Source organism: Natronomonas pharaonis DSM 2160 (assembly GCF_000026045.1).
Classification (GTDB): domain Archaea; phylum Halobacteriota; class Halobacteria; order Halobacteriales; family Haloarculaceae; genus Natronomonas; species Natronomonas pharaonis.
Genome location: NC_007426.1, coordinates 1,969,335 through 1,993,488 on the forward strand (window position 1 = coordinate 1,969,335; position 24,154 = coordinate 1,993,488).

27 protein-coding genes are annotated in these 24,154 nt (G+C 64.7%); 8 read left to right on the forward strand and 19 right to left on the reverse strand.

The annotated features are described in order from the left end of the window. Positions 1 to 22: 22 nt before the first annotated feature. Together NP_RS09975 and NP_RS09980 are read right to left on the reverse strand one after the other, a co-directional pair. A complete protein-coding gene (locus NP_RS09975) occupies positions 23 to 832 on the reverse strand; it encodes an ATPase (protein WP_011323724.1) in 810 nt (269 codons plus the stop codon). Then, on the reverse strand, positions 829 to 1,092 hold the full coding sequence (locus tag NP_RS09980; protein ID WP_011323725.1) for a DUF5827 family protein: 264 nt from the start codon (positions 1,090 to 1,092) through the stop codon (positions 829 to 831). Before NP_RS09980 ends, NP_RS09975 begins: the two co-directional genes overlap by 4 nt. 86 nt (positions 1,093 to 1,178) lie before the next feature. Between NP_RS09980 and NP_RS09985 the strand changes: the two genes are divergently transcribed. Next, positions 1,179 to 2,939: a DUF2339 domain-containing protein gene (locus tag NP_RS09985; RefSeq protein WP_011323726.1), complete on the forward strand. Its 1,761-nt coding sequence runs from the start codon at positions 1,179 to 1,181 to the stop codon at positions 2,937 to 2,939. Between the two features lie 59 nt (positions 2,940 to 2,998). Here the strand turns inward: NP_RS09985 and sod are convergent, their stop codons facing one another. The 4 genes from sod to NP_RS10005 all read right to left on the reverse strand — a co-directional run bounded on the left by sod (position 2,999) and on the right by NP_RS10005 (position 8,047). Beyond that, positions 2,999 to 3,604 carry a superoxide dismutase gene (sod, locus tag NP_RS09990; RefSeq protein WP_011323727.1) on the reverse strand — a complete coding sequence of 202 codons (606 nt, stop codon included), beginning with the start codon at positions 3,602 to 3,604 and terminating at the stop codon, positions 2,999 to 3,001. Between the two features lie 133 nt (positions 3,605 to 3,737). Next, the gene (locus NP_RS09995) at positions 3,738 to 5,126 is read right to left on the reverse strand and encodes a cryptochrome/photolyase family protein (RefSeq protein ID WP_011323728.1); all 1,389 of its coding nucleotides are present in this window, start codon (positions 5,124 to 5,126) and stop codon (positions 3,738 to 3,740) included. Between the two features lie 93 nt (positions 5,127 to 5,219). Further along, positions 5,220 to 6,155 (reverse strand): thiamine pyrophosphate-dependent enzyme, encoded by a 936-nt coding sequence (locus tag NP_RS10000; protein WP_011323729.1) that lies wholly within the window; start codon positions 6,153 to 6,155, stop codon positions 5,220 to 5,222. A 2-nt stretch (positions 6,156 to 6,157) separates the two neighbouring features. Further along, entirely contained in the window at positions 6,158 to 8,047 is a 1,890-nt protein-coding gene (locus NP_RS10005; RefSeq protein ID WP_011323730.1) for a 2-oxoacid:acceptor oxidoreductase subunit alpha, read from the reverse strand. Positions 8,048 to 8,262: 215 nt separating this feature from the next. Here NP_RS10005 and NP_RS10010 point away from each other — a divergent pair, with 215 nt between their 5' ends. After that, positions 8,263 to 8,991, forward strand: coding sequence for a DICT sensory domain-containing protein (locus NP_RS10010; protein ID WP_011323731.1), 729 nt, complete (start codon positions 8,263 to 8,265; stop codon positions 8,989 to 8,991). A gap of 1 nt (position 8,992) precedes the next feature. Here the strand turns inward: NP_RS10010 and NP_RS10015 are convergent, their stop codons facing one another. The 5 genes from NP_RS10015 to NP_RS10035 form a co-directional block, all read right to left on the reverse strand. Further along, a complete protein-coding gene (locus NP_RS10015) occupies positions 8,993 to 10,147 on the reverse strand; it encodes an acyl-CoA dehydrogenase family protein (RefSeq protein ID WP_011323732.1) in 1,155 nt (384 codons plus the stop codon). A 245-nt stretch (positions 10,148 to 10,392) separates the two neighbouring features. Next, positions 10,393 to 11,229, reverse strand: coding sequence for a hydroxyethylthiazole kinase (thiM, locus tag NP_RS10020; protein ID WP_011323733.1), 837 nt, complete (start codon positions 11,227 to 11,229; stop codon positions 10,393 to 10,395). After that, positions 11,222 to 11,866, reverse strand: coding sequence for a thiamine phosphate synthase (gene thiE / locus NP_RS10025; RefSeq protein ID WP_011323734.1), 645 nt, complete (start codon positions 11,864 to 11,866; stop codon positions 11,222 to 11,224). Before thiE ends, thiM begins: the two co-directional genes overlap by 8 nt. Positions 11,867 to 11,908: 42 nt before the next feature. Continuing rightward, a complete protein-coding gene (locus tag NP_RS10030; RefSeq protein ID WP_011323735.1) occupies positions 11,909 to 12,109 on the reverse strand; it encodes a XapX domain-containing protein in 201 nt (66 codons plus the stop codon). A 105-nt stretch (positions 12,110 to 12,214) separates the two neighbouring features. Further along, the gene (locus tag NP_RS10035) at positions 12,215 to 13,105 is read right to left on the reverse strand and encodes a coiled-coil protein (protein ID WP_011323736.1); all 891 of its coding nucleotides are present in this window, start codon (positions 13,103 to 13,105) and stop codon (positions 12,215 to 12,217) included. Positions 13,106 to 13,407: 302 nt separating this feature from the next. Here NP_RS10035 and NP_RS10040 point away from each other — a divergent pair, with 302 nt between their 5' ends. The 4 genes from NP_RS10040 (at position 13,408) to NP_RS10055 (ending at position 16,675) form a co-directional block, all read left to right on the forward strand. Beyond that, entirely contained in the window at positions 13,408 to 13,824 is a 417-nt protein-coding gene (locus NP_RS10040; RefSeq protein WP_011323737.1) for a DUF371 domain-containing protein, read from the forward strand. Positions 13,825 to 13,918: 94 nt separating this feature from the next. Next, positions 13,919 to 14,257, forward strand: a complete 339-nt coding sequence (locus tag NP_RS10045) for a hypothetical protein (protein WP_011323738.1) — start codon at positions 13,919 to 13,921, stop codon at positions 14,255 to 14,257. 59 nt (positions 14,258 to 14,316) lie between these two features. Further along, positions 14,317 to 15,123 carry an endonuclease III domain-containing protein gene (locus NP_RS10050; protein WP_011323739.1) on the forward strand — a complete coding sequence of 269 codons (807 nt, stop codon included), beginning with the start codon at positions 14,317 to 14,319 and terminating at the stop codon, positions 15,121 to 15,123. Between the two features lie 52 nt (positions 15,124 to 15,175). After that, complete coding sequence (locus NP_RS10055; RefSeq protein WP_011323740.1) at positions 15,176 to 16,675, forward strand: DUF790 family protein; 1,500 nt, start codon at positions 15,176 to 15,178, stop codon at positions 16,673 to 16,675. 23 nt (positions 16,676 to 16,698) lie between these two features. Here the strand turns inward: NP_RS10055 and NP_RS10060 are convergent, their stop codons facing one another. The 3 genes from NP_RS10060 to NP_RS10070 are packed head-to-tail and all read right to left on the reverse strand — an operon-like array spanning position 16,699 to position 18,643. After that, complete coding sequence (locus NP_RS10060; protein WP_011323741.1) at positions 16,699 to 17,232, reverse strand: metallophosphoesterase family protein; 534 nt, start codon at positions 17,230 to 17,232, stop codon at positions 16,699 to 16,701. Next, on the reverse strand, positions 17,229 to 17,735 hold the full coding sequence (locus tag NP_RS10065; RefSeq protein ID WP_011323742.1) for a DUF7122 family protein: 507 nt from the start codon (positions 17,733 to 17,735) through the stop codon (positions 17,229 to 17,231). The genes NP_RS10060 and NP_RS10065 overlap by 4 nt, the downstream gene beginning before the upstream one ends. Beyond that, the gene (locus NP_RS10070; protein WP_011323743.1) at positions 17,732 to 18,643 is read right to left on the reverse strand and encodes an RsmB/NOP family class I SAM-dependent RNA methyltransferase; all 912 of its coding nucleotides are present in this window, start codon (positions 18,641 to 18,643) and stop codon (positions 17,732 to 17,734) included. Before NP_RS10070 ends, NP_RS10065 begins: the two co-directional genes overlap by 4 nt. Positions 18,644 to 18,779: 136 nt before the next feature. Between NP_RS10070 and NP_RS10075 the strand changes: the two genes are divergently transcribed. After that, positions 18,780 to 19,520, forward strand: a complete 741-nt coding sequence (locus NP_RS10075; protein ID WP_011323744.1) for a proteasome assembly chaperone family protein — start codon at positions 18,780 to 18,782, stop codon at positions 19,518 to 19,520. A 57-nt stretch (positions 19,521 to 19,577) separates the two neighbouring features. Beyond that, positions 19,578 to 20,075, forward strand: coding sequence for a LabA-like NYN domain-containing protein (locus NP_RS10080; protein ID WP_011323745.1), 498 nt, complete (start codon positions 19,578 to 19,580; stop codon positions 20,073 to 20,075). A gap of 1 nt (position 20,076) precedes the next feature. Here NP_RS10080 and NP_RS10085 read toward each other — a convergent pair whose 3' ends face one another. The 5 genes from NP_RS10085 to NP_RS10105 form a co-directional block, all read right to left on the reverse strand. Next, a complete protein-coding gene (locus NP_RS10085) occupies positions 20,077 to 21,348 on the reverse strand; it encodes an amidohydrolase (RefSeq protein ID WP_011323746.1) in 1,272 nt (423 codons plus the stop codon). A gap of 164 nt (positions 21,349 to 21,512) precedes the next feature. After that, a complete protein-coding gene (locus NP_RS10090) occupies positions 21,513 to 22,193 on the reverse strand; it encodes a TenA family protein (RefSeq protein WP_011323747.1) in 681 nt (226 codons plus the stop codon). Then, positions 22,190 to 22,849 carry a thiaminase II gene (gene tenA / locus NP_RS10095; protein WP_011323748.1) on the reverse strand — a complete coding sequence of 220 codons (660 nt, stop codon included), beginning with the start codon at positions 22,847 to 22,849 and terminating at the stop codon, positions 22,190 to 22,192. The genes NP_RS10090 and tenA overlap by 4 nt, the downstream gene beginning before the upstream one ends. Before the next feature lie 383 nt (positions 22,850 to 23,232). After that, the gene (locus NP_RS10100) at positions 23,233 to 23,496 is read right to left on the reverse strand and encodes a hypothetical protein (RefSeq protein ID WP_011323749.1); all 264 of its coding nucleotides are present in this window, start codon (positions 23,494 to 23,496) and stop codon (positions 23,233 to 23,235) included. Then, entirely contained in the window at positions 23,489 to 24,085 is a 597-nt protein-coding gene (locus NP_RS10105) for a class I SAM-dependent methyltransferase (protein WP_011323750.1), read from the reverse strand. The genes NP_RS10100 and NP_RS10105 overlap by 8 nt, the downstream gene beginning before the upstream one ends. Positions 24,086 to 24,154: the final 69 nt, after the last annotated feature.

A 24,154-nucleotide genomic window follows, 5' to 3' on the forward strand; every position in this document is an offset into this window, starting at 1 on the left:
TCGAGCGGACGAAAAACGGCTCTCAGGCAACCGCAAGCAGTTCGTCGTAGGCCGGCGCGTAAGCGTCGGCAACAGTCCCGACATCGCTCCGCTCCTCGCTGGAAAGCGCGGGCAGCGTCACCGTCGCCGCCGGGTCCAACAGTTCCGTAACGCTCCCGACGTGTTCTTCGAGTTGCCCCTCGCGGGCGCTGCCACTGGCGACTGAACAGGCTTTATCGTATCGCTCACCGTCGTAAATGCGACAGCGGCGCGGCTCGACGACGGCGACGGCGTCGGGGACGAACCCGGACAGCGGCCGGGCGATGTCGGCGTAGGATTCGACGATGGCTTCGCCACGGCGGTCGATTTCGTCCGCCAGCGCCGAAAGCGCCGGGGCGTGTCGCTGCTCCATGAGGTCGTTGAACGCCGGCAGTGACTCGACATGTGGCGACGAATCGACCGGAAACGCACGCGTGGCGGCCGGCGGGAGTTCGGCATCCCCGTTGACGACGTAGCTGTCGTCCCCATCCAGTGTCACTCTGTCGAGGAGGAACCGCCGGCCCTCGCGGCCGAGGAGCCCCTTCCCGCGACCGGGGGTCGGCATCCAGAGCCGGTGGACGGGGTTTATCGCTTCCGGCGGCGCGCTGTCGGGGTTGGCGGCCGCGATTCGCTTTGCGTCCTTTCCGTAGAGCCGCTCGGTCTCGACGGCGCGGCGGTAATCATCCTGGTCGTACCAGTAGCCGTTGCCGGCGCGAGGCTTGTAGCCGCGGACGCCGGTGCGTGCGACGAGTCCGGTTGTAAACGTCGTCTTTCCCGCGTCGACCTCCGCGCCGCCGGCGACGAGCAGCCTCATTTGAGTCCGTAGTATCCCGGCTCCTCGTCGGCCTCCGGTTCGGCGAAGACGAAGGCGTCGCTGTGGTCGAGCATCCACGGAATCGCCCAATCGAGCAGGATGCCCTCGGTCCCGGGGTCGAGGTCAGCGTCGGGGTCGAGCCCCTGCAGCAGGCGGGCGATTTCGTAGACGGTGTAGAGCTTATCGGCATCGAGAACCTCCTCGGGGTCGCGGAACTCGAACGAGCGAAGGTCGTCGAACGACGAGCGCGGTCGTGGCATACCCCGGCGTTGGGTGCCGGGCCTTTTATGTATTAATCGACCGGATGGCTCCAACACTTTTGTTTCCGTGGGGAGAGGCGAAAACGATGAGCGACGAAGACGACCTCCGCGACGAGGTGTGCCGCCTGCGCGAGGAGGTCGACGCCCTCCACCGTCGACTCGATAGTATAGAAGCGGCCGAGCAGCCACAGGATGAGGGGTCGCCACCGGACGCGGAACCGCCGGCTGACAACCGCGAGCCGACGGGAAAAGCAGCCGAGGGCGGCGCAGCCAGCGACCCCGCCAGCGAGGACGGTCGCGACTGGGAACTCCGAGTCGGCGTCCGCTGGCTTGGTGTCGCCGGCGCGGTCGCGCTCGTGGTCGGCGTCGTCTTCTTTGTCCGGCTTGCCATCGAACTCGGCTGGCTCGGCTATCTCGGTCGCGTCGCCGCCGGCGTCGTCGGCGGTGGCGTGCTGTTTTTCGGTGGCCGCTACGCCGCCGAAACGCAAGGCTACGACCGCTGGGGAACCATCGCTGCCGGGGCCGGCGTCGCGGCCGCATACTTCAGCCTCTATGCCGCCTATGGCCTTGAGGCCTACCGCGAGGCTATCGGAACGCCGCTGTGGGCGACTATCGCCGGGCTAACCGTACTCGTCGCCGCCGTCGCAGCCGTCTCGGTCCACGACGGCCGGCCGGCTATCGGCGGCGAGGCGTTCCTGCTTGGATATCTGACCGCCGCCATCGGCACCGAAGCGGTGACAGTCGTGCTGACCCCGGTGTACCTGCTTTTCGTCACCGCCTGTCTGGTCACCGTCTCGGCCGTCCGGCCGTGGCGACGGACAGCCGTCGCCGGCGTAGTGGCCTGCCACGTCGCGGCGTGGGCGTGGGTCATCGAGGCTGTCCCGCCGCCGTGGATGGTTGTCACCGTCGGCGCGGCGGTCTTTTTGCTGTATCTCGCCGTCGGGACGCTACTGCGGCGGCCGGTGGTGCCGGTGCTCGGGAGCGCGTGGCTCACGTTGGCCGCGCTAACAGTTGGAAACGCTGTGCTCGCCGCGCTGCTTTTGGATGCGGCGTTGTCAGAACTGACCGTTCCCGGGGGTATCGATGTCGGCGGGGCCGGCGCTGTCGCCGTTGCCGGGGCACTTGTCGGCTTCTACGTCCTCACCGACCGAACGCCGCTCCGGCGTGACAGGGCAGCCGCGCTGGTCGCTATACCGCTTTTTGCGGTCGGGGTCGGCCAACTCGCGGGGGTATTCGGCGCGACGGCCGCGGCGCTCGTGGTCGCCTGTGCCGGCGTCTGGCTCTCGGTTGTCGAAGACGAACCCGCGTTCAGATTCGGCAGTCACCTGCTTGCGGCCGGGGTCGTGATGAAGTTGCTAGTCGTCGACGCGACGGAGCTACAGCCGGGCGATAGCGGCGATATCGTCGGCAGCCTCACCGGACGACCGGCGGCTTTCGCTGCCGCAGTCGGCGTCTTTTATTTGCTGGCGTGGACACTCAGCCGGCTCGACCTGCACAGCGCCGAACGGGACGAGCGAGCGACCATCGCCGGGGGATACGCCGTGGCGGCAACTGCGCTCGCCGTCATCGGCATTGCGCTGGAGCTGTCCGGCGTCGGCGTCTCCGTCGCGTGGACGCTTTTTGCCTTCGCGCTGCTTGCGGTCGGCTTCGTCGCGGCCGTCCGCGGCGTTCGACTGCTCGGCATCGCTGTCTTCGCGCTGGCGACGGTGAAGGTCTTCCTCTACGACACCCGCGACCTCGATGCGCTCCCACGGACACTGTCGTTTCTCGCGCTGGGCGTGGTGCTGCTCGCGGCGTCCTACGTCTACGCGCGGTCACAGGACATCGACATCGGGCTCGCCGACTGAGACACCGGCTGCTCTCGACGACGCGGCTCCGAAGAAAAATCGGTGGTGTGACGTACGGCTTACTGCTGAGTCGCCTTCTCGTACTGCTCTGCGACGTTGTCCCAGTCGACGACCTCGAAGAAGCCGTCGATGAACTCGCCGCGGTCGGGGCCGTAGTCGTAGTAGTAGGAGTGCTCCCAGACGTCGAGCGCCAGAATGGGGTGGCTACCCCACAGCGCGCCCTGGTCGTGCTTGTCGACGACGAGGTTGCGCAGCTGGTCAGCGACAGGGTCGTAGACCAAAAGCGCCCAGCCGCCGGCGGCACCGGCAGCGGCCTTGAACTCGCCTTTCCAGCCTTCGTAGGAGCCGAAGTCCTCCTCGATGCGGTCGGCGAGGTCACCGGACGGCTCGCCGCCGCCGTTGGGGTCCATGTTCTCCCAGAAGAGCGTGTGGAGATAGTGGCCGCTACCGTTGTGCGTTACGTTACGAATGGCGGCAGCGGAGCCACCGAACTCGCCCGCCTCGCGGTTCTCGGCGAGCGTCTCCTCGGCGGATTCGAGGCCGTTGACATACCCTTGGTGATGGGTGTCGTGATGCCACGTCACGACCTGCTCGGAGATGGACGGTTCGAGGGCGTCGTAGTCGTAGGGAAGCGGCGGCAGTTCGGGGTTTGAGTGCTCGGGCATTTATATCGTCCTCCAGTTGTACTCCTCGCCCGCATCGCTGTTAAATCTTCAGTGATAGACCGTACCAAGATTTAACTGCGTCCGGTTACCTCACCTCGGAGGCGACGGCGCTAGCGGTATCAAAACCGGTTCCTCAATCGTCGCCGCGTGCCTGTTCGAACATGTCGAGGGCCTGCTCGCGCCGCTGGCTGTGGTCGACGACCGGCTGGGGGTATTCCGGGGCCGCATTGGCGCGCTGTGTCGGCGACAGCTCGTGCCACGAGTGGATGACATCGGCCTCGACACCGGACAGCTCCGGGACGTACTCGCGGATGTATTCTGCGTCGGGGTCGTAGCGCTCTCCCTGTGTCATCGGGTTGAAGATGCGGAAATACGGCTGGGCGTCGGTTCCCGTCGAGGCGGCCCACTGCCAGCCGCCGTTGTCGTTTGCGGTGTCGTGGTCGACAAGCCGGTCGCGGAAGTGGGCGTAGCCGTGCCGCCAGTCGATGAGCAGGTCCTTCGTCAGGAAGGAAGCGACAATCATCCGGACGCGGTTGTGCATGTACGCCTCCGCCTGAAGCTGGCGCATGCCGGCATCGACTATCGGGTAGCCCGTCTCACCGCGCTTCCACGCCGCGAGCAGTTCGGGGTCGTCCTCCCAGTCGATGTCGTGTTCGTAGCGCTTGTAGTTCTCCGTGACGACCTCGGGGTTGAACGCGAGCACGTGGGTGTAGAACTCCCGCCACGCCAGCTGTGAGCGGAACTCGGCGGCCGACTCCCGCTCGGAATCAGTCTCGGCGGCCGCAATCGCTTCCCGAACCTGCTTGTCGACCGCTCGAATGCCGATAGTGCCGAACTTCAGGTCCGCCGAGAGCCGCGAGGTACACTCCGTGGCAGGGTAGTCGCGGGCCTCCTCGTAGCGGTAGATGTCGTCTTCGAGAAACGCCGCAAGCCGCCCGCGGGCCGGGGCAGTGCCCGCCTTCGGAAGCTCCGCTGTCGGCTCGTCGAACCCGAGGTCGGCGAGTGTCGGCAGCGTCGTCTCATCGGTCGCGTCGGCGAGCGCTGGAACCGGATAGGGGTCGTCCTTCTCGCGGTCGCGCCACTTCTTCCAGAAGTAGCTGTACACCGAGTAGGGGTCGCCGGCGTTCGTCGTGATAGTTCCGGGCGGGTGGCAGATGGCGTCGTGGAACCGCTGGGGCGTGACACCGACTTCGTCGAGCACGTCGGCGACGCGGTCGTCGCGGTCGGCGGCCAGCCCGGAGTAATCACGGTTCCACGAGACGACGTCTACACCGAGGTCATCAGCGAGCGCCGACAGCACATTGGCAGGGTCGCCGCGACGGATGAAAAGCTCCGAGCCACGGTCCCGGTAGGCTGCCCGAAGTGACGATAGCGCATCGAGCAAAAAGGCGACTCGCGGGGGGGCGGCGTGGTCAAGAACCGCTTCGTCGAAGACGAACAGCCCGACGGGGCGGCCGGGAGCGTCGGCAAGCCCGCGGTTATCGGCCACCCGGAGGTCCCGACGGTGCCAGTGAATTCGCATTGATGGAACCGACGCCCTCCGGCCTCCTAAAATCCCGCATTCGGGGGACAGGCTGCCGGAACGGCCGGCAGTCTTCGTGCGGCGACTCGCGTGTCAGCGATGTGCGTCGAGCAGGTCGTAGCTGCGTTCCCACTCGTAGTCGTCCTCGTGGTACTGTTCGGCCAGCGGCCGCTCGGGCATCTCGCCGACAGCCCGCTTTTCCTCGCCGTACGACAGCCGGTCGTCGTCGTGGTAGAACCGACCGGTCAGCACCTCGCCCTCGTAGAGGGCCGACTCCGCCTCGTACATCATCTCCGATGCCTCGCGTCGGTCGGTGTGGTCGAAGCCGTACTCGTCGCTTTGCTGGACATCGATATACGGGACGTACTGCTTTGCGTCCTTGTTCCACGTCGGACACTGCGTGAGGAAATCGATATGGGAGAACCCGTTGTGTTCGATGGCCTCGACGAGAATCTCCTGTGCCTGATTGGGATTGACCGCCGCCGTCCGCGAGACGTAGGAGGCACCGCTTGTGAGCCCCATCGACAGCGGTCGGATGGGGTCTTTCGCCGAGCCGTGCGGTTGGGTCTTCGATTTGTGACCCTTCGGGCTCGTTGGTGAGGTCTGGCCCTTCGTCAGCCCGAATATCTCGTTGTTGAAGACGATGTAGGTGATGTCGTGGTTCTCCCGGGCCGTGTGGGCAAAGTGGTTGCCGCCGATGCCGTAGCCGTCGCCGTCGCCGCCCGCGGCGATGACCTCAAGGTCGGGGTTGGCAAGCTTGGCCGCGCGAGCGATGGGCAGCGCCCGGCCGTGGAGTGTGTGAAATCCATAGCTCTCGAAGTAGCTGCTGAGCTTGCCCGAACAGCCGATGCCGGTGACGAGCAGCACTTCCTCGGGGTTCTTGCCGAGTTCGGCCATCGCACCTTTCAGTGCCTTCAGCACCGCGAAGTCGCCACAGCCGGGACACCACGTGGCCTGTGGCTCGATGCCGGGCGTGAAGTCGTCTCGCTCTACGTCCTCGCTGTCGTCGATTGCGTTGAATGCGCTCATTGTCAGTCACCTGCCGCGGGAACAAAGCGGGTCGTCGGCGCGGGGTCTTCGTCCTCGATGGCGCTTTCGAACCCGTCGACGACCTCCTGTGGTTCGAAGGGGTTGCCGTTGTACTTCAGGAGACTATGCAGCTTCGGCCCGAACCGGCCGAGCTCCTTCTGGATGAGCCCCCGGAGCTGTGCGGAGGCGGTCATCTCGACGACCACAGCCTCCTCGACTGACTCGATGAACGTCTCGATTTCGGCCTCGGGGAACGGCATCAAATCGGAGATGCTGACGGCCCGGACGCTGTGGCCGGCGTCATTGAGCCGGGTGACAGCCTCTCTGACTGTTCCCTGCTGGCTGCCGAAGGTGATGAGGCCGTACTCCGCCTCGTCGGGGCCGTAGTAGGTCTGGTGGCTCGAATCGGCCGCATCGAGTTCCTCGCGGATGGCGTCGAGCTTTCCGAGCCGGCGTTCGAGCTGTGCGACCCGGTTTTCTGGGCTTTCGCTGATATGGCCCTGCTCGGTGTGTTCGTTGCCGGTCGCGAGGAAGCGACCGCCCGTCTGGCCGGGCAGCGACCGCGGCGAGACGCCACGGTCGTTGTCCGGGTCGTGCTGGAAGCGGTTGAACTTCCCGGAGGCGTGGTGGGCCGCCTCGGCGATTTCCGCTTCGGTGAGCGTCGCCCCGAGGTCGGCGTCCGGTTCGCGGTCGAAGAAGGACTCGTCGACGTTGCGCAGTTCGCCGGAGAGCTTCTGGTCGTAGAGGACGATGGCCGGCAGGTGGTACTCGTACGCGAGTTCGAAGGCCGCCCGCGTCTGCTCGTAGGCTTCACGGACGTTGCCGGGGGCGAAAACGACCCGGCAGGAGTCGCCCTGGCTCGTGTACAAAACGTGTTCGAGGTCGCTTTGCTCGGGCTTTGTCGGCATCCCGGTCGAGGGGCCGGCACGGGTTGCCTCGACGAGGACGAGCGGCGTCTCGGTCATCTCGGCCAGTCCCAGCGGCTCGCTCATCAGAGCGAAGCCACCGCCACTGCTGCCGGACATCGCTTTGACACCGGCATGGGAGGCACCGAGCGCGAGCGCGGCGGCGGCGATTTCGTCTTCGACCTGTTCGGAGATGCCGCCGACTTCCGGGAGGTGCTGGCTCATCAGGGTAAAGACCTCCGTCCACGGCGTCATCGGATAGCCGGCGATGAACCGGCAGCCGGCATCGAGCGCGCCGTAGGTGATGGCGTTGCTTCCCGACAGCAGCACCTGCTGTTCGTCGTGGCTGCCGGTCGGTATCCGGAGGTCGTGGGTGTGTTCCATCTCGGCGACCTCCTCGTAGGCGGTCTCAAGGATGTCGAGGTTCGTTTCCAAAACCTCACCGGACATCGCATCGGCCATCAGGTCCTCAACGTGTTCGAGGTCGTACTCAAGCAGGGCGGCAGTCGCGCCGACGCCGGCCGTGTTTCGCATGACCTCGCGGCCGACATCGCGGGCGAGGCCGCGGAGGTCGAGCGGGTAGACGTGCCAGTCGTTTGCCTCGACCCGGGCCTCGAAATCCTCGATGTCGTCGATGTCGACAAGGCCTTCATCGTAGACGATGATGCCCCCCTCGCGGAGGTCATCGAGGTTCTCTTCGAGCGGCTTTACCTCTTCGTCGCCGTAGTAGGCTTCCTCTTGGGGGTTCCGGGCGAAGGAGTCGCCCAGCGCCAAGAGGAAGTTATAGCCGTCGCCGCGGGAGGAAACTGGTTCGGGCGCGGCGCGAATCTCGACATACGTGTGGCCCCCTCGAATCCGTGAGGGGTAGTGTCTGTGTGTGAAGACGTTCAGTCCCGAGCGCATCAGGGCCTTCGCGAAGTTCTGGCTCGTCGAGTCGATTCCGTCGCCGGAACCCCCCGCGATTCGCCAGACGAGTTCCTCTGTCATTGGGTATCACTGCGCCGGACGGCGCACTGGGCGTAATTCGGCTCGCTATGTTAAAAGCGTTTGCGACCTATTGGCACGGATTAATAATGATATAGGTATATTAATCGTACAGCCCGACTGCGGTTTTCGTGGACAACCGGACGGGCTACCGATTCCGGTGGAAACGCCGCAGCCACAGGCTTATTATCCACAACATCATGGGTCTATTGAAGGGAATGTCTCTTACCGAGCTCATCGCGGGGGTCGAAGACCACGAGAAGCGGCTGACGGTGTTTAACGCCGATTCAGACGCCGTTGCGGCCCTAAGCGAGCAGTTTCATGACCGCAACGTCGATGTCGTCGGCGAGCACACGCCGAGCGGGCGACCGAAAACGTTCGCGGTCCTGTCCAGCGACGGGTCGTTCGTCACCGCGGCCGATGTCGACAACATCCTCGAACCAACAACGACCGAGGAAACGGAGCCGGGCTTCGACGGCGAGGCCTACCAGCCCATCCTTGATCATCTCGACGAGACGATGTTTACCTCCTACGACATCGGACAGATGGTCGCCGCGTCACGCGAAATCGAAGACCGAGCGTGGCGGGTCGGGAAGGGAACGCTACACTCCGGCTTCCAAAAGCTGTCCATCCTGCAAGACCAGATGGACATCTACGAACAGTTGGCCGAAAAGAAACATCTCGAAGTCCACGCGTACGCCGTGCCGGACGCGGATGTCCCCGACCACGACAGCGACCTCACGATACACGTCGAGCGCAGCGACGAAATCGAGCGGTCGTGGTTTGTCGCCTACGACGGGGCGGGCGTCGACGTCAACAAGTGTGCGCTACTGGCCGAGGAGCGGGAGCCGCGGTCCTTCTATGGCTTCTGGACCTACGACCCGTCGACGGTCGACTGGATAATCGACCACCTCGATTCGACCTACGGCCTCGTCGAATCGCAGTGAGCTACCACGGCCCCTGTCCGTAGATGAGGTTCCGCTGTATCTCGTTTGCACCCTCGTAGATGACCGGAATCCGGACATCCCGATAGACGCGTGAAATGCGGTTTTTCGTCAGCACCGACCGACCGCCGTGAAGCTGCATCCCTCGCTCGGCGCAATCGTTGGCGGTCTCGGTGGATTTGACCTTCGCCATTGCTGCCCAGAAGCCAGCGTTGTCGTTTTCCTCAACGCGTGTGGCGGCCTGCCAGTTGAGGGTCCGCGCCGCCTGGAACTCGGTCATCATGTCCGCGAGGATGTGCTGGACCTTCTGGAAGCCGGCGACATCGCGGCCGAACGCCGTGCGGTCGTGGACGAAGTCGGCGGTTTCCTCGATTGCCGCCGCTGCCAGCCCGAGACCGTGACCGCCGACGACGACCCGGCCGTGGTTGAAAAACTCAGCGAGCATGTAGAAGCCGGCCCCCTCGACGCCGATGAGGTGGTCTTCGGGAATCCGAGCGCCGTTCAGTTCGATGTGGGCCTGTTTGGACGCTCGGAAGCCCATCTTCTCGGGGATGTGCTCGGCATCGTAGCCGTCCGTGTCAGTTGGAACGACAAATAGCGAAAAGTTGCCGTACGGGTCGTCCGGGTTGTCGCCGGTGCGGGCATACAGCGTCACCCAGTCGGCTTCGACGCCGTTTCCGACCCAGTATTTCTCGCCATTGAGAACCCACTCGTCGCCGTCCTTCTCGGCCGTCGTTTCCATGCCGGTGAGGTCGGAGCCCGTATCCGGCTCGGAGACAGCAAGCCCCGTGAGCTGGTCGTTTTCCGCCACGGGCCGGAGGAACGTCTCCTTCTGGTCGTCGCTGCCGTGGGTCTGGAGAATCTGTGCGCCGAAGCTCGCAAGCTGGAGCGTCAGCGCGATGCCGGCGTCGGCCCGGTAGAACTCCTCGGCCATCGCGAGAATCTCATGGAGGTCGAGTCCGCGGCCACCGTACTCCTCGCTGATGTCTTGGGCGACAAGCCCAGCGTCCATGCCGGCCTCCAGCACGTCCCACGGGTACTCGCCGGACTCGTAGTAGTCAGCGGCGTTGGGCGCGATGTGCTCGGCGGCGAACTCCCGTGCCTCCTGTTTGATGTCGTGTGCGTGTTCGGGGACGACAGAATTATCTAACAGTTCCATCTCAAAACATGTTTAGGGTTTCTACTGGTAAGTATGTTCGGGAGGCGGCGGAACCGGTGTTTACCTCTTGTCTCGTTGCTACACCTACTATGGTACGCACTATCAAAAGCTTGTCCGCAGTCCAAGGGGTTGCCGCTTACTACTCAACCTTCCCGTAAAGCAGCCACACGGCGTCGTTTGGGGATGGTATTCCCGTCAGCGCAAACGAAGCGTATCAGACGAGAGCGGTGCCACCAGTTGTCCCGCTAGGTAACGGAGAGTACCCGCTCGATACGGCCAGCGGGGTCGTCGGGAGCCGCCTCAAGCCCCGCAACGGTGTCGAGAAACGCCGTTTTGTAGCTGGCGGGGCCATTGTATTCGCCCTCTTCAGCCGCTTTTTCGCCGGCGAGGCCGAAGCCGACCGTCCCAGCCAGCGCTGCATCCAACGGCGTGGCGTTCTCCATCCCCGCGGCGAAGGTCGCAAGCGTCACGCCGAGCATGCAGCCGGTGCCGACAATCTGTGCCATCAACGGGTGTCCGGCGGTAATCTCGTAGGCTTCCTCGGGGGAGGCGACGATATCGGTCTCCCCGGAGGCGACGACGACCGTATCGTGGGTCCGGGCACAGGAAAGCGCTGTCTCGGCGATGTCGGCGTATTCGCCGACCGATTCGACGCCACGGACGTCGGCGTCGTCGCCCGCCAGCGCCGTGATTTCGCCGTGGTTGCCGTTCAGTATCGTCACGTCGAGTTCGTCGAGCAGGCGGTTGGCAACGCGCGTCCGGGTCGGCGTCGCACCGACGCCGACGGGGTCGACCACGAGGGGCTTGTCCCCCTCGTTTGCCGCCGTGCCGGCGACCACCATCGACTCCTCGCCGTCCTCGTCGACGGTCCCCATGTTGATGAGACAGCCGTCGGCGGTCGCAACCATGTCGTCGACCTCACGGGCGTCGTCGGACATGACCGGTAGCCCACCCCAGTGAAGCGTGATATTGGCGACATCGTTGACCGTCACGTTGTTTGTCACGGAGTTGACAAGCGGCGTCGCCGTATCGATGTCGCCGAGGGCGGCTGCCAAATCGACAGCAGCGTCGACATCAGACATTCGGGGCCACCCCCTCAACGGCGTCAGCGAGCCGGCGAGTCGCGTGTTCGGGGTCGTCGGCCGCGGTAATCGCCGAGATGACGGCAACGCCGTCGGCACCCGCCTCGACGACGGGGGCGGCGTTGTCGGGGGTAACGCCCCCGATGCCGACGAAGGGCAGCGACGTGGCGTCCCGAACGGCCCGAATCCGGTCGAGGCCGATGTTCGACTGTTCAGGGTCGGTGTCCTTGGAGTCAGTTCCGTAGATGGCTCCGACACCGAGATAGTCGGCACCGGCCTGTTCGGCCTCGCGGGCGGCATCGGGCGTCGAGACCGAGCGGCCGACGATGGCGTCCGATCCGAGCTGTTCGCGGGCAACCTCGATGGGCAGGTCGTCATCACCGAGGTGTACGCCGTCGGCATCGATTGCAGCGGCCAAATCGAGCCGGTCGTTGACCACGAGCGGAACGCCCGCGTCGCGAGTCAGCGTCCGTAGCTCCGTGCCGACCTCGTAGCGTTCGCGCGCAGTCGCCGTTTTGTCTCTGAGTTGGACGATGTCAACGCCGCCACGGATGGCGGCTTCGACGACCTCGGCAGTCGACCGCCCTGCAGAGTGTTCGGCCCCCGTAACCAGATACACGCCGAAATCCTGTGTCATACAACCCGCTGGTAGGGGCTCCGAGGGTATCGGACTTTCCGTTCACAGTCCGAGCGAGCCAGCCACGTCATAGCTGACTCCGAGGTAGTCGACCGATTTGAACCCAAGGTAGATGCCGACGATACCGAGAACGCCGGCCAGCGTCGGCGGCGCGGGAATCGGCACGCCGACAAGGGCAAAGACCGCGCCCGCGAGAAATCCAGTCAAAAGCGCCAGCGCTGCAATCAGGAGGCTCGCTTCCATGCCGTGTATCCACGGTGGCGACGGCAAAACGCTGTCGGCCTGTCGAGCCAGCGAAGCCAGCGGCTGGCGAGTGTATGCAGAAACGAGAGTAAAAGTTAGCTCAGCTTACAGCTTGCCGGCCTTCTGCAGCTTCATCAGGTCCTCGGTGTCGAGGGTTTCGCCTTCCTTGAACTTCTGGTAGATTTCCTCGGCTTCTTCCTTTGCGGCTTCGCGCTCCTCGGCGCGGTCCTCTTCGCGTTCTTCCTCCTCTTCCTTGTCGAGTTCGCGCAGGCGCTTCTGGACGCGGACGAAGTCCTCGTGGTGGCGGTCAGCCGCCTCCTGGGCCTCGACGAACTTGTCGTGCCACTCGTCGGCCTCGTCGCGGATGTCGTCGGCCTCGCGATAGGCCTCGATCATCTCGTTGTGGTGCTCTTGGGCCTTGTCGGCCAGCTCGGTCACCTTCTGGTGGTGCTGGGAGGCTTCGGCGCGGACTTCCTGGGCCTCCTCTTTGAGCTCTTCAAGCTCGCCGCCCTGGTCGAGCTTTTCCTTTCGCTCGGAGAGCTTCTCGCGTTTCTCCTCGATTTTCTCGATGAGTTCGCGCTCGTCTTCCGAGGAGAGCACCTCGGTCTGCTGTTTGAACTCGAGGTCTTCGATTTCCTCTTCGAGCTGGTCGATGCTTTTGCCCTCGTCGAGTTCGAGGTCAGCCTTGAGGTCGTCGACCTTGTCGAAAAGCTCGTTTGCCTTGGCGTTGAGCTCGTTTCGCTTTTCCTTGTGCTCTTGGACTTGCTCGTTGAGCTCGTCGCGTTTCTCGCGGTGTTCCTGTGCCTCGTCGACTTTTTCTCGGGTCTTGGCGTTGAGGTCGTCCCGCTCGGAGGCCCGCTCGGAAGCCATCTGGTTCAGCTCGTTGCGCCGGTCACGAAGCTGGCCGGCGAGCTTGATGAGCTGGCCCTTGGATTTGTTTTCGAGGTCGTCTTCGGTCAGTTCTACGTTGTCGGTTTCGTCGATTGACTCTGCCATGGTTAATCACGCTACTCCATTACCGCTCCGGCCGCGGACAGCAACCGCTATGAAAAAATCGGTCGCCGTGGAAGGAAGGTTCCCTGTCATTCTGGTCGGCTGACGATGCTGCCGAACGCCGGACGCGTTCTGGTAGTTGGTATTATCCCGTGTTCGTATTTAAATCTTGTGGAGGTTCGTTCCCGTGGAAGAGCCTGTCACAGGCAAAAATACGCCCGGTAACTGTTCCCACACACCGCTAGCAGGGACATAAACGCCCGCGAACGGACGGCCTGAAATACCGGGCTATCCTGATTTCGGTCATGGAGAAAGTAATCCGCGCCAGCGGCCACGAGAACGTCAGCGCCGAGCATTCGAGCACCTTCGAGCTGACGAGCGACGACTGGCTGACGCCGGCCGGCGACTGCATCCTCGGTGTCGAGGCTGACACCGTTCCGGCCGACTTCGACGACGCCTTTGTCGAAGCCTGCCAATCCCACGAGGCGACGATTACCGCGACGCTACGGGTCGGCGACGAGACACAGGTCATCGAAGGGCACGGCCACCCGGAGCTGACCTTCGAGAGCGACCGGAGCCTCGTCGGACGGACCAGCGACTACGTCGACGACCGGACGGTGATGGTTGGTGCGTCCGCGGCCGCGGCCGACATCGACCGTGCCATCGCCGACCGGCTTGCCGACGGGGCCGACATCGAGTGCCGATTGGCTGTCGACCCCTGAGCGAACACCGCCAGTAGCCATGGACCGAACCTGACAGAGCAGCCGCAGCGGCGTCGGTAGACAACGATATGTCTGAGGGCCATTTATCGCCGACATGGGAAGCGACGAAACGACGTACGGTCGTCGAGCACGCATTATCGTCGTCGTATTGGTAGTCATCACCGGTCTCAGCGCTCTCGCGCGCGCTGTCGAGGGGGGCGCGACCGGAGCCATCGAGGGCGGGCTGCTGCTGTACGTCGCGCTCGTGCTCGCCTACGGTGTCTTCACGGGCGCGCTCGAAACGCCGTCGGTACAGGCTGCATTCGGCGTCGGCCTGGCGGGATACGGCGGACTGCTGTACGGAACCGGCGGCGGCGTCCTCTGGCTCGGCCTCGCTGCCGTTGGGGGACTGCTGGCCGCCCACAGCCTCCGGCAGGCCGTTGAAGCTCGGTGACCCCCGGCCTACTCGCCGGCTTGAACAGCGTTTTTTCGGTTGCCAGCGTAGCCATCGGCATGGCCGAGGAACCATCGGTGAACATCTCCGGCAGCGACGCCGGCGGCGGGGCGGCCGCTGACTTCGAGGCGGCGACAGCGGCGACTCGCGCCGAGGCGGTCGTTGACGAACTCGGCGACCGCTACTGGCAGAAGGCCTACGGCGGCCGGGACGGCTTCGAGTGTCTCGTTCGGACGGTCCTGAGTCAGAACACCTCGGATACGGCCAGCCAGCCGGCCCACGACGCCCTGCTGGAGCGATACGGTGGCGGCGACCTCGCGGCGGCGCTGGCCGACGCCGACCAGCCGACACTCGCCGAGACAATTTCCGGAGCGGGCCTCTACAACCAGAAATCAACACGACTCATCGCCCTCGCCGAGTTCGTCGTCGAGACCTACGGCGGTGCCGACGGGTTCGACGGGTTCGTTACGGAAGCGCCGCCCGACGAGGTTCGAGAGACGCTGCTCGAACTGAACGGTGTCGGCCCGAAGACCGCCGACTGCGTGCTCTTGTTTTCGGGTGGTCGTGACGGCGTCTTTCCCGTTGATACTCACGTCCATCGCATCGCCCGGCGAATGGGACTGGCTCCGGCCGATGCCGACCACGAAGCGGTCCGTTCGGCGCTGGAGGCAGACGTTCCCGGTGAGAAGTGCGGCTTCGGCCACACGGCGATGATTCAGTTCGGCCGTGAGTACTGCACGGCCCGCAAGCCGGCGTGTCTCGACGACCCCGAGGCGTGCCCGCTGGCCGACCGCTGCGACCAAGTCGGCGTCTATCCGGAACGCGGCGAGGTCGTCGACCCCGCTGACGCACCCGAAATAGAGTAGCCCGACAGGTGGCCGTCGGTGTGTTTTTGTCCGGCGGTCGCCGAGTACAACCGTGCTCACAAAGGAGTTGCTCCGTGTCTCCCGCGCGGGCGGCGGCTACCACCCGCAGTTCACGACAGCGGCCGACGAAGACGTTGCTGCCCGCGTCCTCGGCGTCTATCAGGGCCACGTTGGTGAGCCGCGGGCACAACTGGAGTCGGCACTTACGGACCTCGAACGGGAAACGGGGCAGTTCAAGCTCGTTCGCGGGTTCGCAAAGCTGTTAGAGCGGGAGGCAGCCTTCGAGACGCGGTCGCCAGTGTCACCCCGTCGGGCACGTACCGCCGCCTTCGTGGCTGCCGAGTCGGTCGGCGTCGTCACGGAGGCCGACCGGGATGCCGCACTCGTTGCCGCGGCCGACGACCTCGACACGAGCGCCGATGCCCTTGCGGCGTCGCTGTTTGCCGACCGCGATTGCGAGCAGCGTCTCACGGCGTTCGATGTCGACTACGACCCCGAGAGCTTGTGTACCCAGTATGACCTCTCGCTGGCGCAGACGGCGCTTTTCGACGCCACGTCGGTCCGAGTGCGAACCGACGACCCCAAGCGGCTCGTCTCGGCGGTAAAGCGGCTCCGGCTACTGTACGAAATCCGACGGGCTGACGCCGGCCGTGACGTCGTCGTCACTGGACCTGACGCGCTCTTCAAGCGCTCGCGCCGCTACGGGACGCGGTTTGCCCGTCTGCTTCGGACGGTCGCTGCGACGGCCGACTGGCAACTGGAGGCGACTATCGACGACCGCGGCACGGAGCGACGGCTGCGGCTCGAAGCCGGCGATATCGAAGTCCCTGACACCGACCCGGTCGCGGAGCCAACCTTCGACAGCGCCGTGGAAGCGGACTTCTATAGCCGCTTTTCGTCGCTGGACCTCGATTGGCGGCTGCTCCGAGAACCGGAGCCGCTGGCCGCCGGCGAACACGTCGTCATCCCGGATTTCGCCTTCGAGTGGAAACACGGCGACTTCCGGGTGTTCTTCGAGATTATGGGGTTTTGGACCCCGGAGTACGTCGAAAAGAAGCTCTCCCGCTTCAGCGACCTCGAAGACGTGGCGTTTCTCGTCGCCTACGACGAGAGCCTCGGCGTCGGCGAGGACATCGAGGCGACCGGCCAGCGGGCCTTCCCATACACGAAAACAGTCCGGCTGAAGGACGTTCGTGACGCACTGCGGCCATACGAGGAGACGCTCCGGGAGGCAAGCGCCGCCTCGCTGCCGGACCGGCTCGTTCCGGACGCCGACGTGACGACGCTTGCAGCCGTCGCCGACGACCACGGCGTCTCGGAGGCGGTCGTCGAGTCGGCAACGTTTCCCGAACACGACCGGGTCGGTCGGACACTGGTACGACCGGCGGTGTGCGACGCTGTCGACGAGGAACTTACCGCCGGGATGTCGCTTGCAGAGGCAGAGACGGTGCTTTCGGGCCACGGCATCGACGAGACGAGCGCGATGCTTTCGGCGCTCGGCTACCGCGTCGAGTGGGAGGGGCTGGGCGGTGGCACTGTCACGGAGGCCTGACAGATGGGCAGGCGGCGAATCTGTCAGGGTCGCTTCCGAAGCCGCTGCCGCCGGTCGAGATAGTCGACGAGTTCCTCGACCGCAAGCGGTTCGTAATCGAGCAGTTCGACGGAGACGTTGATACGGCGGCTGTCGGGGGTAACGAACGGGTATTCGTCGGGCCGCATGTCGTGATGGTGGCCGTGGATGAGCCAGTCGGTACCGCGGTCGTCGACATCGTCAGGGTCGTGGATACAGCGGAACCGGTAGCCACCGGCCGAGAAGCGATACTCCTGTCTGACATCCAGACCGTGGCTGCGGTGGAGCCCCGCATCGTGGTCGCCGACGACGAAGGTAATATCGCCTGCGAGACGGCGGACCCAGCGGCGGATGGTCGTCGGCTCGGAGGGGATGGCGAAGTCCCCAACGAACACGACCTCGTCGCTGTCGGCAACGGTGGCGTTCCAGCCGTCGACGAGCCGGCGGTTCATCTCTGCGACGGATGCGAAGGGTCGGTCGGTGTATTCGAGGACCTCCGCGTGGTCAAGATGGAGGTCGGCAATTAGATAGCGGCTCACAGCTCTCGCTGGCGGCCCTTCGGCATCTGTGAGCGGAACTCGTCGTGGACGTAGAGGCCGACGCCGATGGGTTCGACTGCGCCGGCGATTTCGTGGGCAGCGATGAGGTATCCCCAGTCGCCGTCCCAGCCGGGGGTGGTCGTCTCACCGCGGAGAAACGCCTGTGCGTCGGCCGCATCGAGAACGACGATGTTTCGCGTCGCATCGGCGCCGAACCGCTGGACGGCGTCGGTTGTCGGTTTCCAATGCTCCTGCCGCGTTCTGAGAAAGGTCATGCCGAGTCCCTCGACGCGGGCGGGGCTGTCGATGTCGTCGGCAAAGGCCCATATTTTGCCCGCGCCCTTCTCCCAGAAGGTGTGGTCGGAAAAGTGGTCGGCAGCAAGACCGAACCGCTCGGTCCACCAGTCGATGACCTCGGCTCTGGTTGCCCGGCCCTCGACCGTTCGTTCGTCGGCCGTCTCCGGGAGGCGGTCGAACCGCTGGCCGTCGTTTTCGGCGCTCATCGTGCCACCTCCAGTTTCGCACAGAAGAACCCGCCGGTGTCGTTGTGGTGGGGGTAGATGCGCTGTGCCTTCCGGACGGCGTCGTCGAAGCGTTCGTCCTCCCAGTCGGTGACACCGGGGACCGACTCCAGCGGCAGGTCAAAATCGACCAGCCGACAGTCGCCGCCGTCGAGCGCGTGCTGGAGGACCGCCTCGTTTTCTTCGGGCGCGAAGGTACACGTCGAGTAGACGACGGTGCCGCCGTCGCGAGTTACTTCGATGGCCCGTTCGAGAATCGCCTTCTGGACGCCGGCGATGCCTTCGATATGGTCGAGCGACCACCCGTCGACCGCGTCCGGGTTCTTTCTGACGGTTCCCTCACACGAGCAGGGAACGTCAACGAGCGTCCGGTCGAACCGCTCGCCACCGAAGGGCTTCAGCGAGAGGTTCCGAGCGTCCTGCCGGGTGACCGCGATGTTCGTCACGCCGCAGCGCTCGGCGTTCGACCGGAGCGCCGAAAGCCGGCCGAGGTTGTTGTCGTTGCCGACCAACAGCCCACGGTCGTCCATCAGTGCCGCCAACTGCGTCGTTTTGCTACCCGGGGCAGCACAGCAGTCCAGCACCCGTTCGCCGGGCTGCGGGGCGAGCGCAAGCGCCGGCACGGCTGAAACCTCCTCTTGGCCGTAGACCCAGCCGTGGACGAACGGCCAGGAGTTGCCCGGCGACTCCCCCTCACCGAGCCGGAAGAGGCCGTCGTGCCAATCGACCGGCTCGTAGTCGACACCCGCCTCGTCGAAGGCCTGACGGACGCTCTCGGCGGTGGCCTTGATACGGTTGACGCGGACGACCGACGGCAGCGGCCGCTCGCAGGCCTCGTGAAACGCCGCCGGGTCGTCGACGAGCGGGTCGTAGCGCGAAAGCGGCTCCATACCGACCTTCGCGGACGCGACGGCTTGTCGGTGTCGGTCCGTACCGACAGCAGCGGGTTTCGGGGGTCGAACTCCCAGCGGAAACCGAAACAGGGTTGGCTCAGGGTTTAAGCGGCTGCCGGGAGTGGCCCCGCGCATGGCAAGCGTCCAGATACACAACGACGATATACAGCTCGAATCGCCGGTGTTCGTCGAAGGGCTCCCGGGGGCGGGGCTCGTCGGCAAAATCGCCGCCGACCACCTCATCGAGACGTTTGACATGGATTACTATGCGGCGTTCCACTGTGAGGGGCTTCCGCAGGCGGCGGTCTACGAGGCGGAAAAATCAGTTGTCCGGCCGCCGGTCCGGCTCTACGCCGACAGCGACCGGGATATTGTGGTCCTACAGAGCGACGTTCCCGTCTCGCCGACACAGGCAAGCGAGTTCGCCGGCTGCGTCACCGGCTGGATTCAGTCCACCGACGCCCTGCCGCTGTATCTCAGCGGGCTTGCGGAGGAAAAAGAAGGCGTTCCGGAGCTGTATGGGGTCGCAACGGGCGATGCCGAGCCGGTGCTCGATGACGCCGGCATCGTCCCACCGCGCGGCGGGGGCATGGTGACCGGACCGACTGGAGCGTTGCTCCATCGGGCCGCCGAGGAGGCCATCGACGCTGTCGGCCTCATCGTCCAGACGAACCCGCAGTTTCCGGACCCCGAGGCGGCTCGTGTCATTCTCGAACACGGCGTCGAGCCGATTGCTGGCATCGATGTCGAGACCGACGAACTGGTCGACCGGGCCGACGAGATTCAGCAGGCCCGCGAACAGCTCGCAAAGCGCGTACAAGAAGCAGCCAACGAGGAGAGTACGGCCGCACAGCCGATTCGCGGGTTCCAGTAGCGCCCGCGGCCTCCGGCAGACGCCAAGACCTTTTACCGAGGACGGGCCACCTCGGGTATGCCGCCGATACACTCGAATCAGCGGGTGGCCGTTCTCGCCGACTCGCAGAACCTCTATCACACCGCCCACAGCTACTACTCGCGGAACCCCGACTACACCGAACTGCTCTCGGCTGCGGTGCGGGACCGCGAACTCATCCGCGCTATCGCCTACGTCATCCGCGCAGACCCGCCGACAGAACAGGAGTTCTTCGAGGCACTACGCGACATCGGCTTCGAGACGAAAATCAAGGACATCAAAACGTTCGCCGACGGCACCCAGAAGGCCAACTGGGACCTCGGAATGTGTCTCGATGCCGTTACGTTGGCTCCGAAAATCGACACGTTCGTCCTCGCCAGCGGCGACGGCGATTTCGCCCGACTGTGTACGCATCTCCGGCACGAAGGCGTCCGAACCGAAGTGTTCGGCTTCGGCGACTCGACAGCTGAGGAGCTCATCGATGCCGCCGACTCGTACGTCGACATGAGTGAGGACGAAGACCGCTTCCTGCTCTGAGCTAGGGCATCGTTTCCGCAGTTGCGGCGATAGCGTCGGCAAGTACATCCACGCCGAGCGACAGCGACGCCTCATCAACATCGAACGTCGCCGTGTGGTGGCCGCCGGGATGGTCGGTGCCGATGCAGGCGTAGGTCGCCAGCCCGCCGGTGTCCTGTACGCGCTGCATCAGAAACGTCGCGTCCTCGCTGCCGCCAATTTCGCCCCGGCGGGTCGCTCGCTCGACGTCCGGGTGCCCCCGAGCAGCGTCGGTTACTAACTCGACGAGTTCCGCATCGCTTTCGGCCGAGGGGGCGTCGCCCTCTATTTCGATGTCGACGGTGCAATCGTGGCTGACGGCGGCGCCCTCAAAGACCTGTTCGGCGCGCTCGAAGGTGTAGTCTCGGACGTCGGTCGTCTCACCGCGGACCTCGCCGTGGATAAACGCTTCTTCCGGAATGATGTTGGTCGCGGTGCCGCCACCGACGTGGCCGGCGTTGACCCGCGATTCACCCTCGCTGTGGCGCTCGATGCCGTAGAGGTTCTGGACGGCCGTCGCCATCGCCTGGACGGCGTTGCGGCCCTCCTCGGGGCGTGCGCCGGCGTGTCCGGGATGGCCCTCGAAGGTCGTGTAGAACTGCGTGATGGCGAGGAAATCGTCGATGCCGGCGACGACTTCGCCGGTCGGATAATCAAGCCCGACGTGGACGGCAAACAGGTAGTCGACATCGTCGAGATGACCGGATTCGGCCATCGGCTTGCCGCCGCCGATGACCTCCTCGGCGGGCTGGAAAAATAGTTTCAGCGTTCCGGAGAAGTCGGTCTCCGTAATGGCCTCGGCGACTCCAAGCCCGAAGGTCATGTGCGCGTCGTGGCCGCAGGCGTGCATCGCGCCAGTCTCCGACCGAAAGCCCTCGCGGGCGGGGATGTGGTCGTCGGCGGTCGACTCCTCGCGGGGGAGGCCATCGATATCCACCCGGAGGCCGACGGTCGGCCCCTCGCCGCAGTCGATAGCGGCGACACAGCCGGTCCAGCCGTCGGCCAGTTCCTCCAGCAGGTCCGGGTCAGCGCCGGCTTCTCGGGCGCGCTCGCGCCACGATGCCAGCTCCTCCTCATCGGGGACGGCAAGTCGTTCATCGGACAGCGCCTCACGACCGATGTGGAGTTCGTCAACGCCGATGTCACGGAGTTCGGAGACGACCTTCGCGGTCGTCCAAAACTCCCGCCATGCCGGTTCCGGGTGCTGGTGAAACGCCCGGCGCAACTCGATTAGCCGCTCGCGTGGGACGTACATACCGCCACCTTGGGGCGGACGCGTATAACAGTAGCCGGAAACGCGGCAGCGATACCGTACAGGTGCCGTGCGCGGTCGGGGAGGTGGGAGCCGCTGTCAGGAGGGGCTGCGGCTATCTCCAAACAGCAGGCGACGGTTCGTTGAAACAGAACAGGTCGGCTAGTTCAGCTGTACGCGGCGTCGAAAAACGCCGCTTCGAGCGCGACGGTTCGGTCGAAAATCTCCGCGACCCGCCGTTGCCGTTCCGGCGAGAGCTGTGGGCCGTACGTGTCGAGTTGCGTCCGGAGCCAGTCGACGTAGGCCTCGAACTCCTCGTTGACGTGAATCTCGACCCATTCATCGAGATACCAGCGTTCGTGGTCCGCCTCGGCGTGTTCACACCAGTCCAGATACACCCACTCCGCCGGCGCAATCGCCGCAAGCGTCTCCTCGTAGGTGCCCTCGTTGGCCGCCCGCAGCATGAAGTCGTTGAACGCCGCCGTCGTCGGATGGATTTCCGGACGTTCCCGGTCGGCCCCAGGAACCGAAAGGGCGTCGAAGGCCCGCTGGAAGTAGTCGTTTTCACCGCCGGTCAGCACGGCCAGCGATTCGGTCAGTTGTCCCATCTCCTCCATCGTGTGTGCCTGATTCACCGCGAGCGCGGTTACACGCGCCCCGGTCTCGAGGAACTGGTAGTCCTGAACGAGATACTGCTCGAACACGTCGTCGCTGAGGTCGCCGGTGCGGTACGCCTCGACAAACCGGTGTCTGGTCGCTTCCTCCCAGTCGGACCGGTCACGGAGCCACTCAGTGAACCGGTCGTACTCGGCGGGGTCGTACGTGCTATCCGCTGTGCTGCGGCTCACAGCGACCAACCCTCTTGTGTGTAGCACATCTCCCAGAACTGATGTTCAAGCCGTGCGCTTGTGAGGAACGCCTCCCGCATCGCCTCGCGTTCGCCCGGATTCTCCTCAGCACACCTGTTGACCAGCGTGCGCATCTGGTCGACGGCGTCGTAGAATTCATCGCTCGTGTATTTCTCGATAAAGGGCGTGTAGCGGTGTTCCTCCGTGGCTCGCTCCTGCATGTGCTCGGCGACATCGAGGTACCCCTGTCCACAGGGATAGATTGCGGCCATGATTTCCGGCAGCGTGCCCTCATAGGCCGTCCGGACGAGGAAGTTCGTGTATCCGATGCAGGTCGGGGCTTTCTGAACCGCTTCCAGCTCTTCGGGGTCGATGCCGTACTCGGCCGCAAACTCCCGATGCAGGTCCATCTCGTAGTTGAGCACCGTGTGAGCGACATCGAACAGCCCTGCCATCGTCTCTTCGCGGCGGGCCTTCGTCCCTGCGAGGGCAAACGTCCGGGCGTAATCGAGGAGATACCGGTAGTCCTGCTTCACCCAATGCTGGAACGCCTCGGGGTCGAGCGTCCCCTCGGCAAGCTCGGTCACAAACGGGTGCTCGTACTGGGCGTCCCAGATGTGGCTTCCCTCTTCGAGGAGTTCGTCGCTGAAATCCATGGACCATGTTCGTATCGAATCGTAATATATCCGGGTGGTACAATCGTATTGTTGCAGTAGCGGCACCCATCGGACATATCTCGCAGCGGCTTTCTCATCGGACTGTTTTCTCTAGCTGAAAAACGTCGCCGGTTGTTACTGGCACGCACGTCGGACGGCCACCCATGGGCAGTGACCGACGACAGCAAGGCGTTGAGGTTGTCGGGGCTGTAGACCTACACAGCCCGCTCGCTACTGCGGCATATCAGCGCGAGACCGCCCGACGGCGAAGCACGCGGCGCGCGGCCGCGTAGTCCGAAGTGCGTTGGCTGCTCATTCGGCCGGGACACAATGGGCGTTAACGAGCTTGTAGCATCACGGATAGACCACGCTATAGTAACGCCCTACACTTCCGGAATACGGCGTTCCATCGCTTCGATATACGCCGCAGCGAGTTCGCGGTCGGAGAGTGTCTCCCGTGCAGCCGAACAGCCGAACCGAAGCCGGTCGCGTCGGTCACCGTCCGGAAGCTTGTGTTCGGCAACCGTCGAGGCGGTATCGAGAAGTGACGCCGCAGTGTCGGTGTCGCCCGCTCGTACCGACTGCCGGGCGTTCGAGAGGAGTTGGCTGAGGCTCGCGCGGACATCCGCCGGCATATCGTCAGCCATGCTGTGCGAAGACGAACTCCGTGCTGCTGCCGAGCGGGTCGGTCGCCGTCTCGGTCCGAAGGTCACTGAATCCGGCGGAGCGTAGCGCTGCCAGCGTCCGGTCGCGTCCCGGAGCCGAAAAGAACATCCGCCCGCCCATCCAGTCTCGTCGGACTGTCTCGAAGCGCCCGCTCGGCAGCGTCATCAACAGCCGGCCGCCGGGGCGAAGGACGCGCGCAAACTCCGTATACACGTGGGAATGCTGTTTCCGTGGAACGTGAAACACCGCGTGATACGCTGTGATTCCGTCGAAAGCATCGGCTGCGAACGGAAGCGCAGTCATATCGCCGTAGACGAGCAAGGCATGCGGAACCGTCTCCGAAGCGAGCGACAGCCCCTGTCGGGAGATATCAAGCCCGACGCTACCGGGCGGGAGGTTCGCAAGCGTCCGGGCACCATCCCCGCACCCCACATCGAGAACATCAGGGTCGGTTGGGAGAGCCGCAAGCAGGTCATCAATCAGGGCGGCGTCCGAGCCGTCCGGGTCGCGCTGGTCGGCATACGTCTCGGCGACGGCATCCCAAGCGCGCCGCACGTCGTTGCGGTCCATACTGTTGATACGGCGTCGAAGGGCTTCATACCACGGGCGGCTACGCTTCCGCGGTCAGGCTTCTCAATC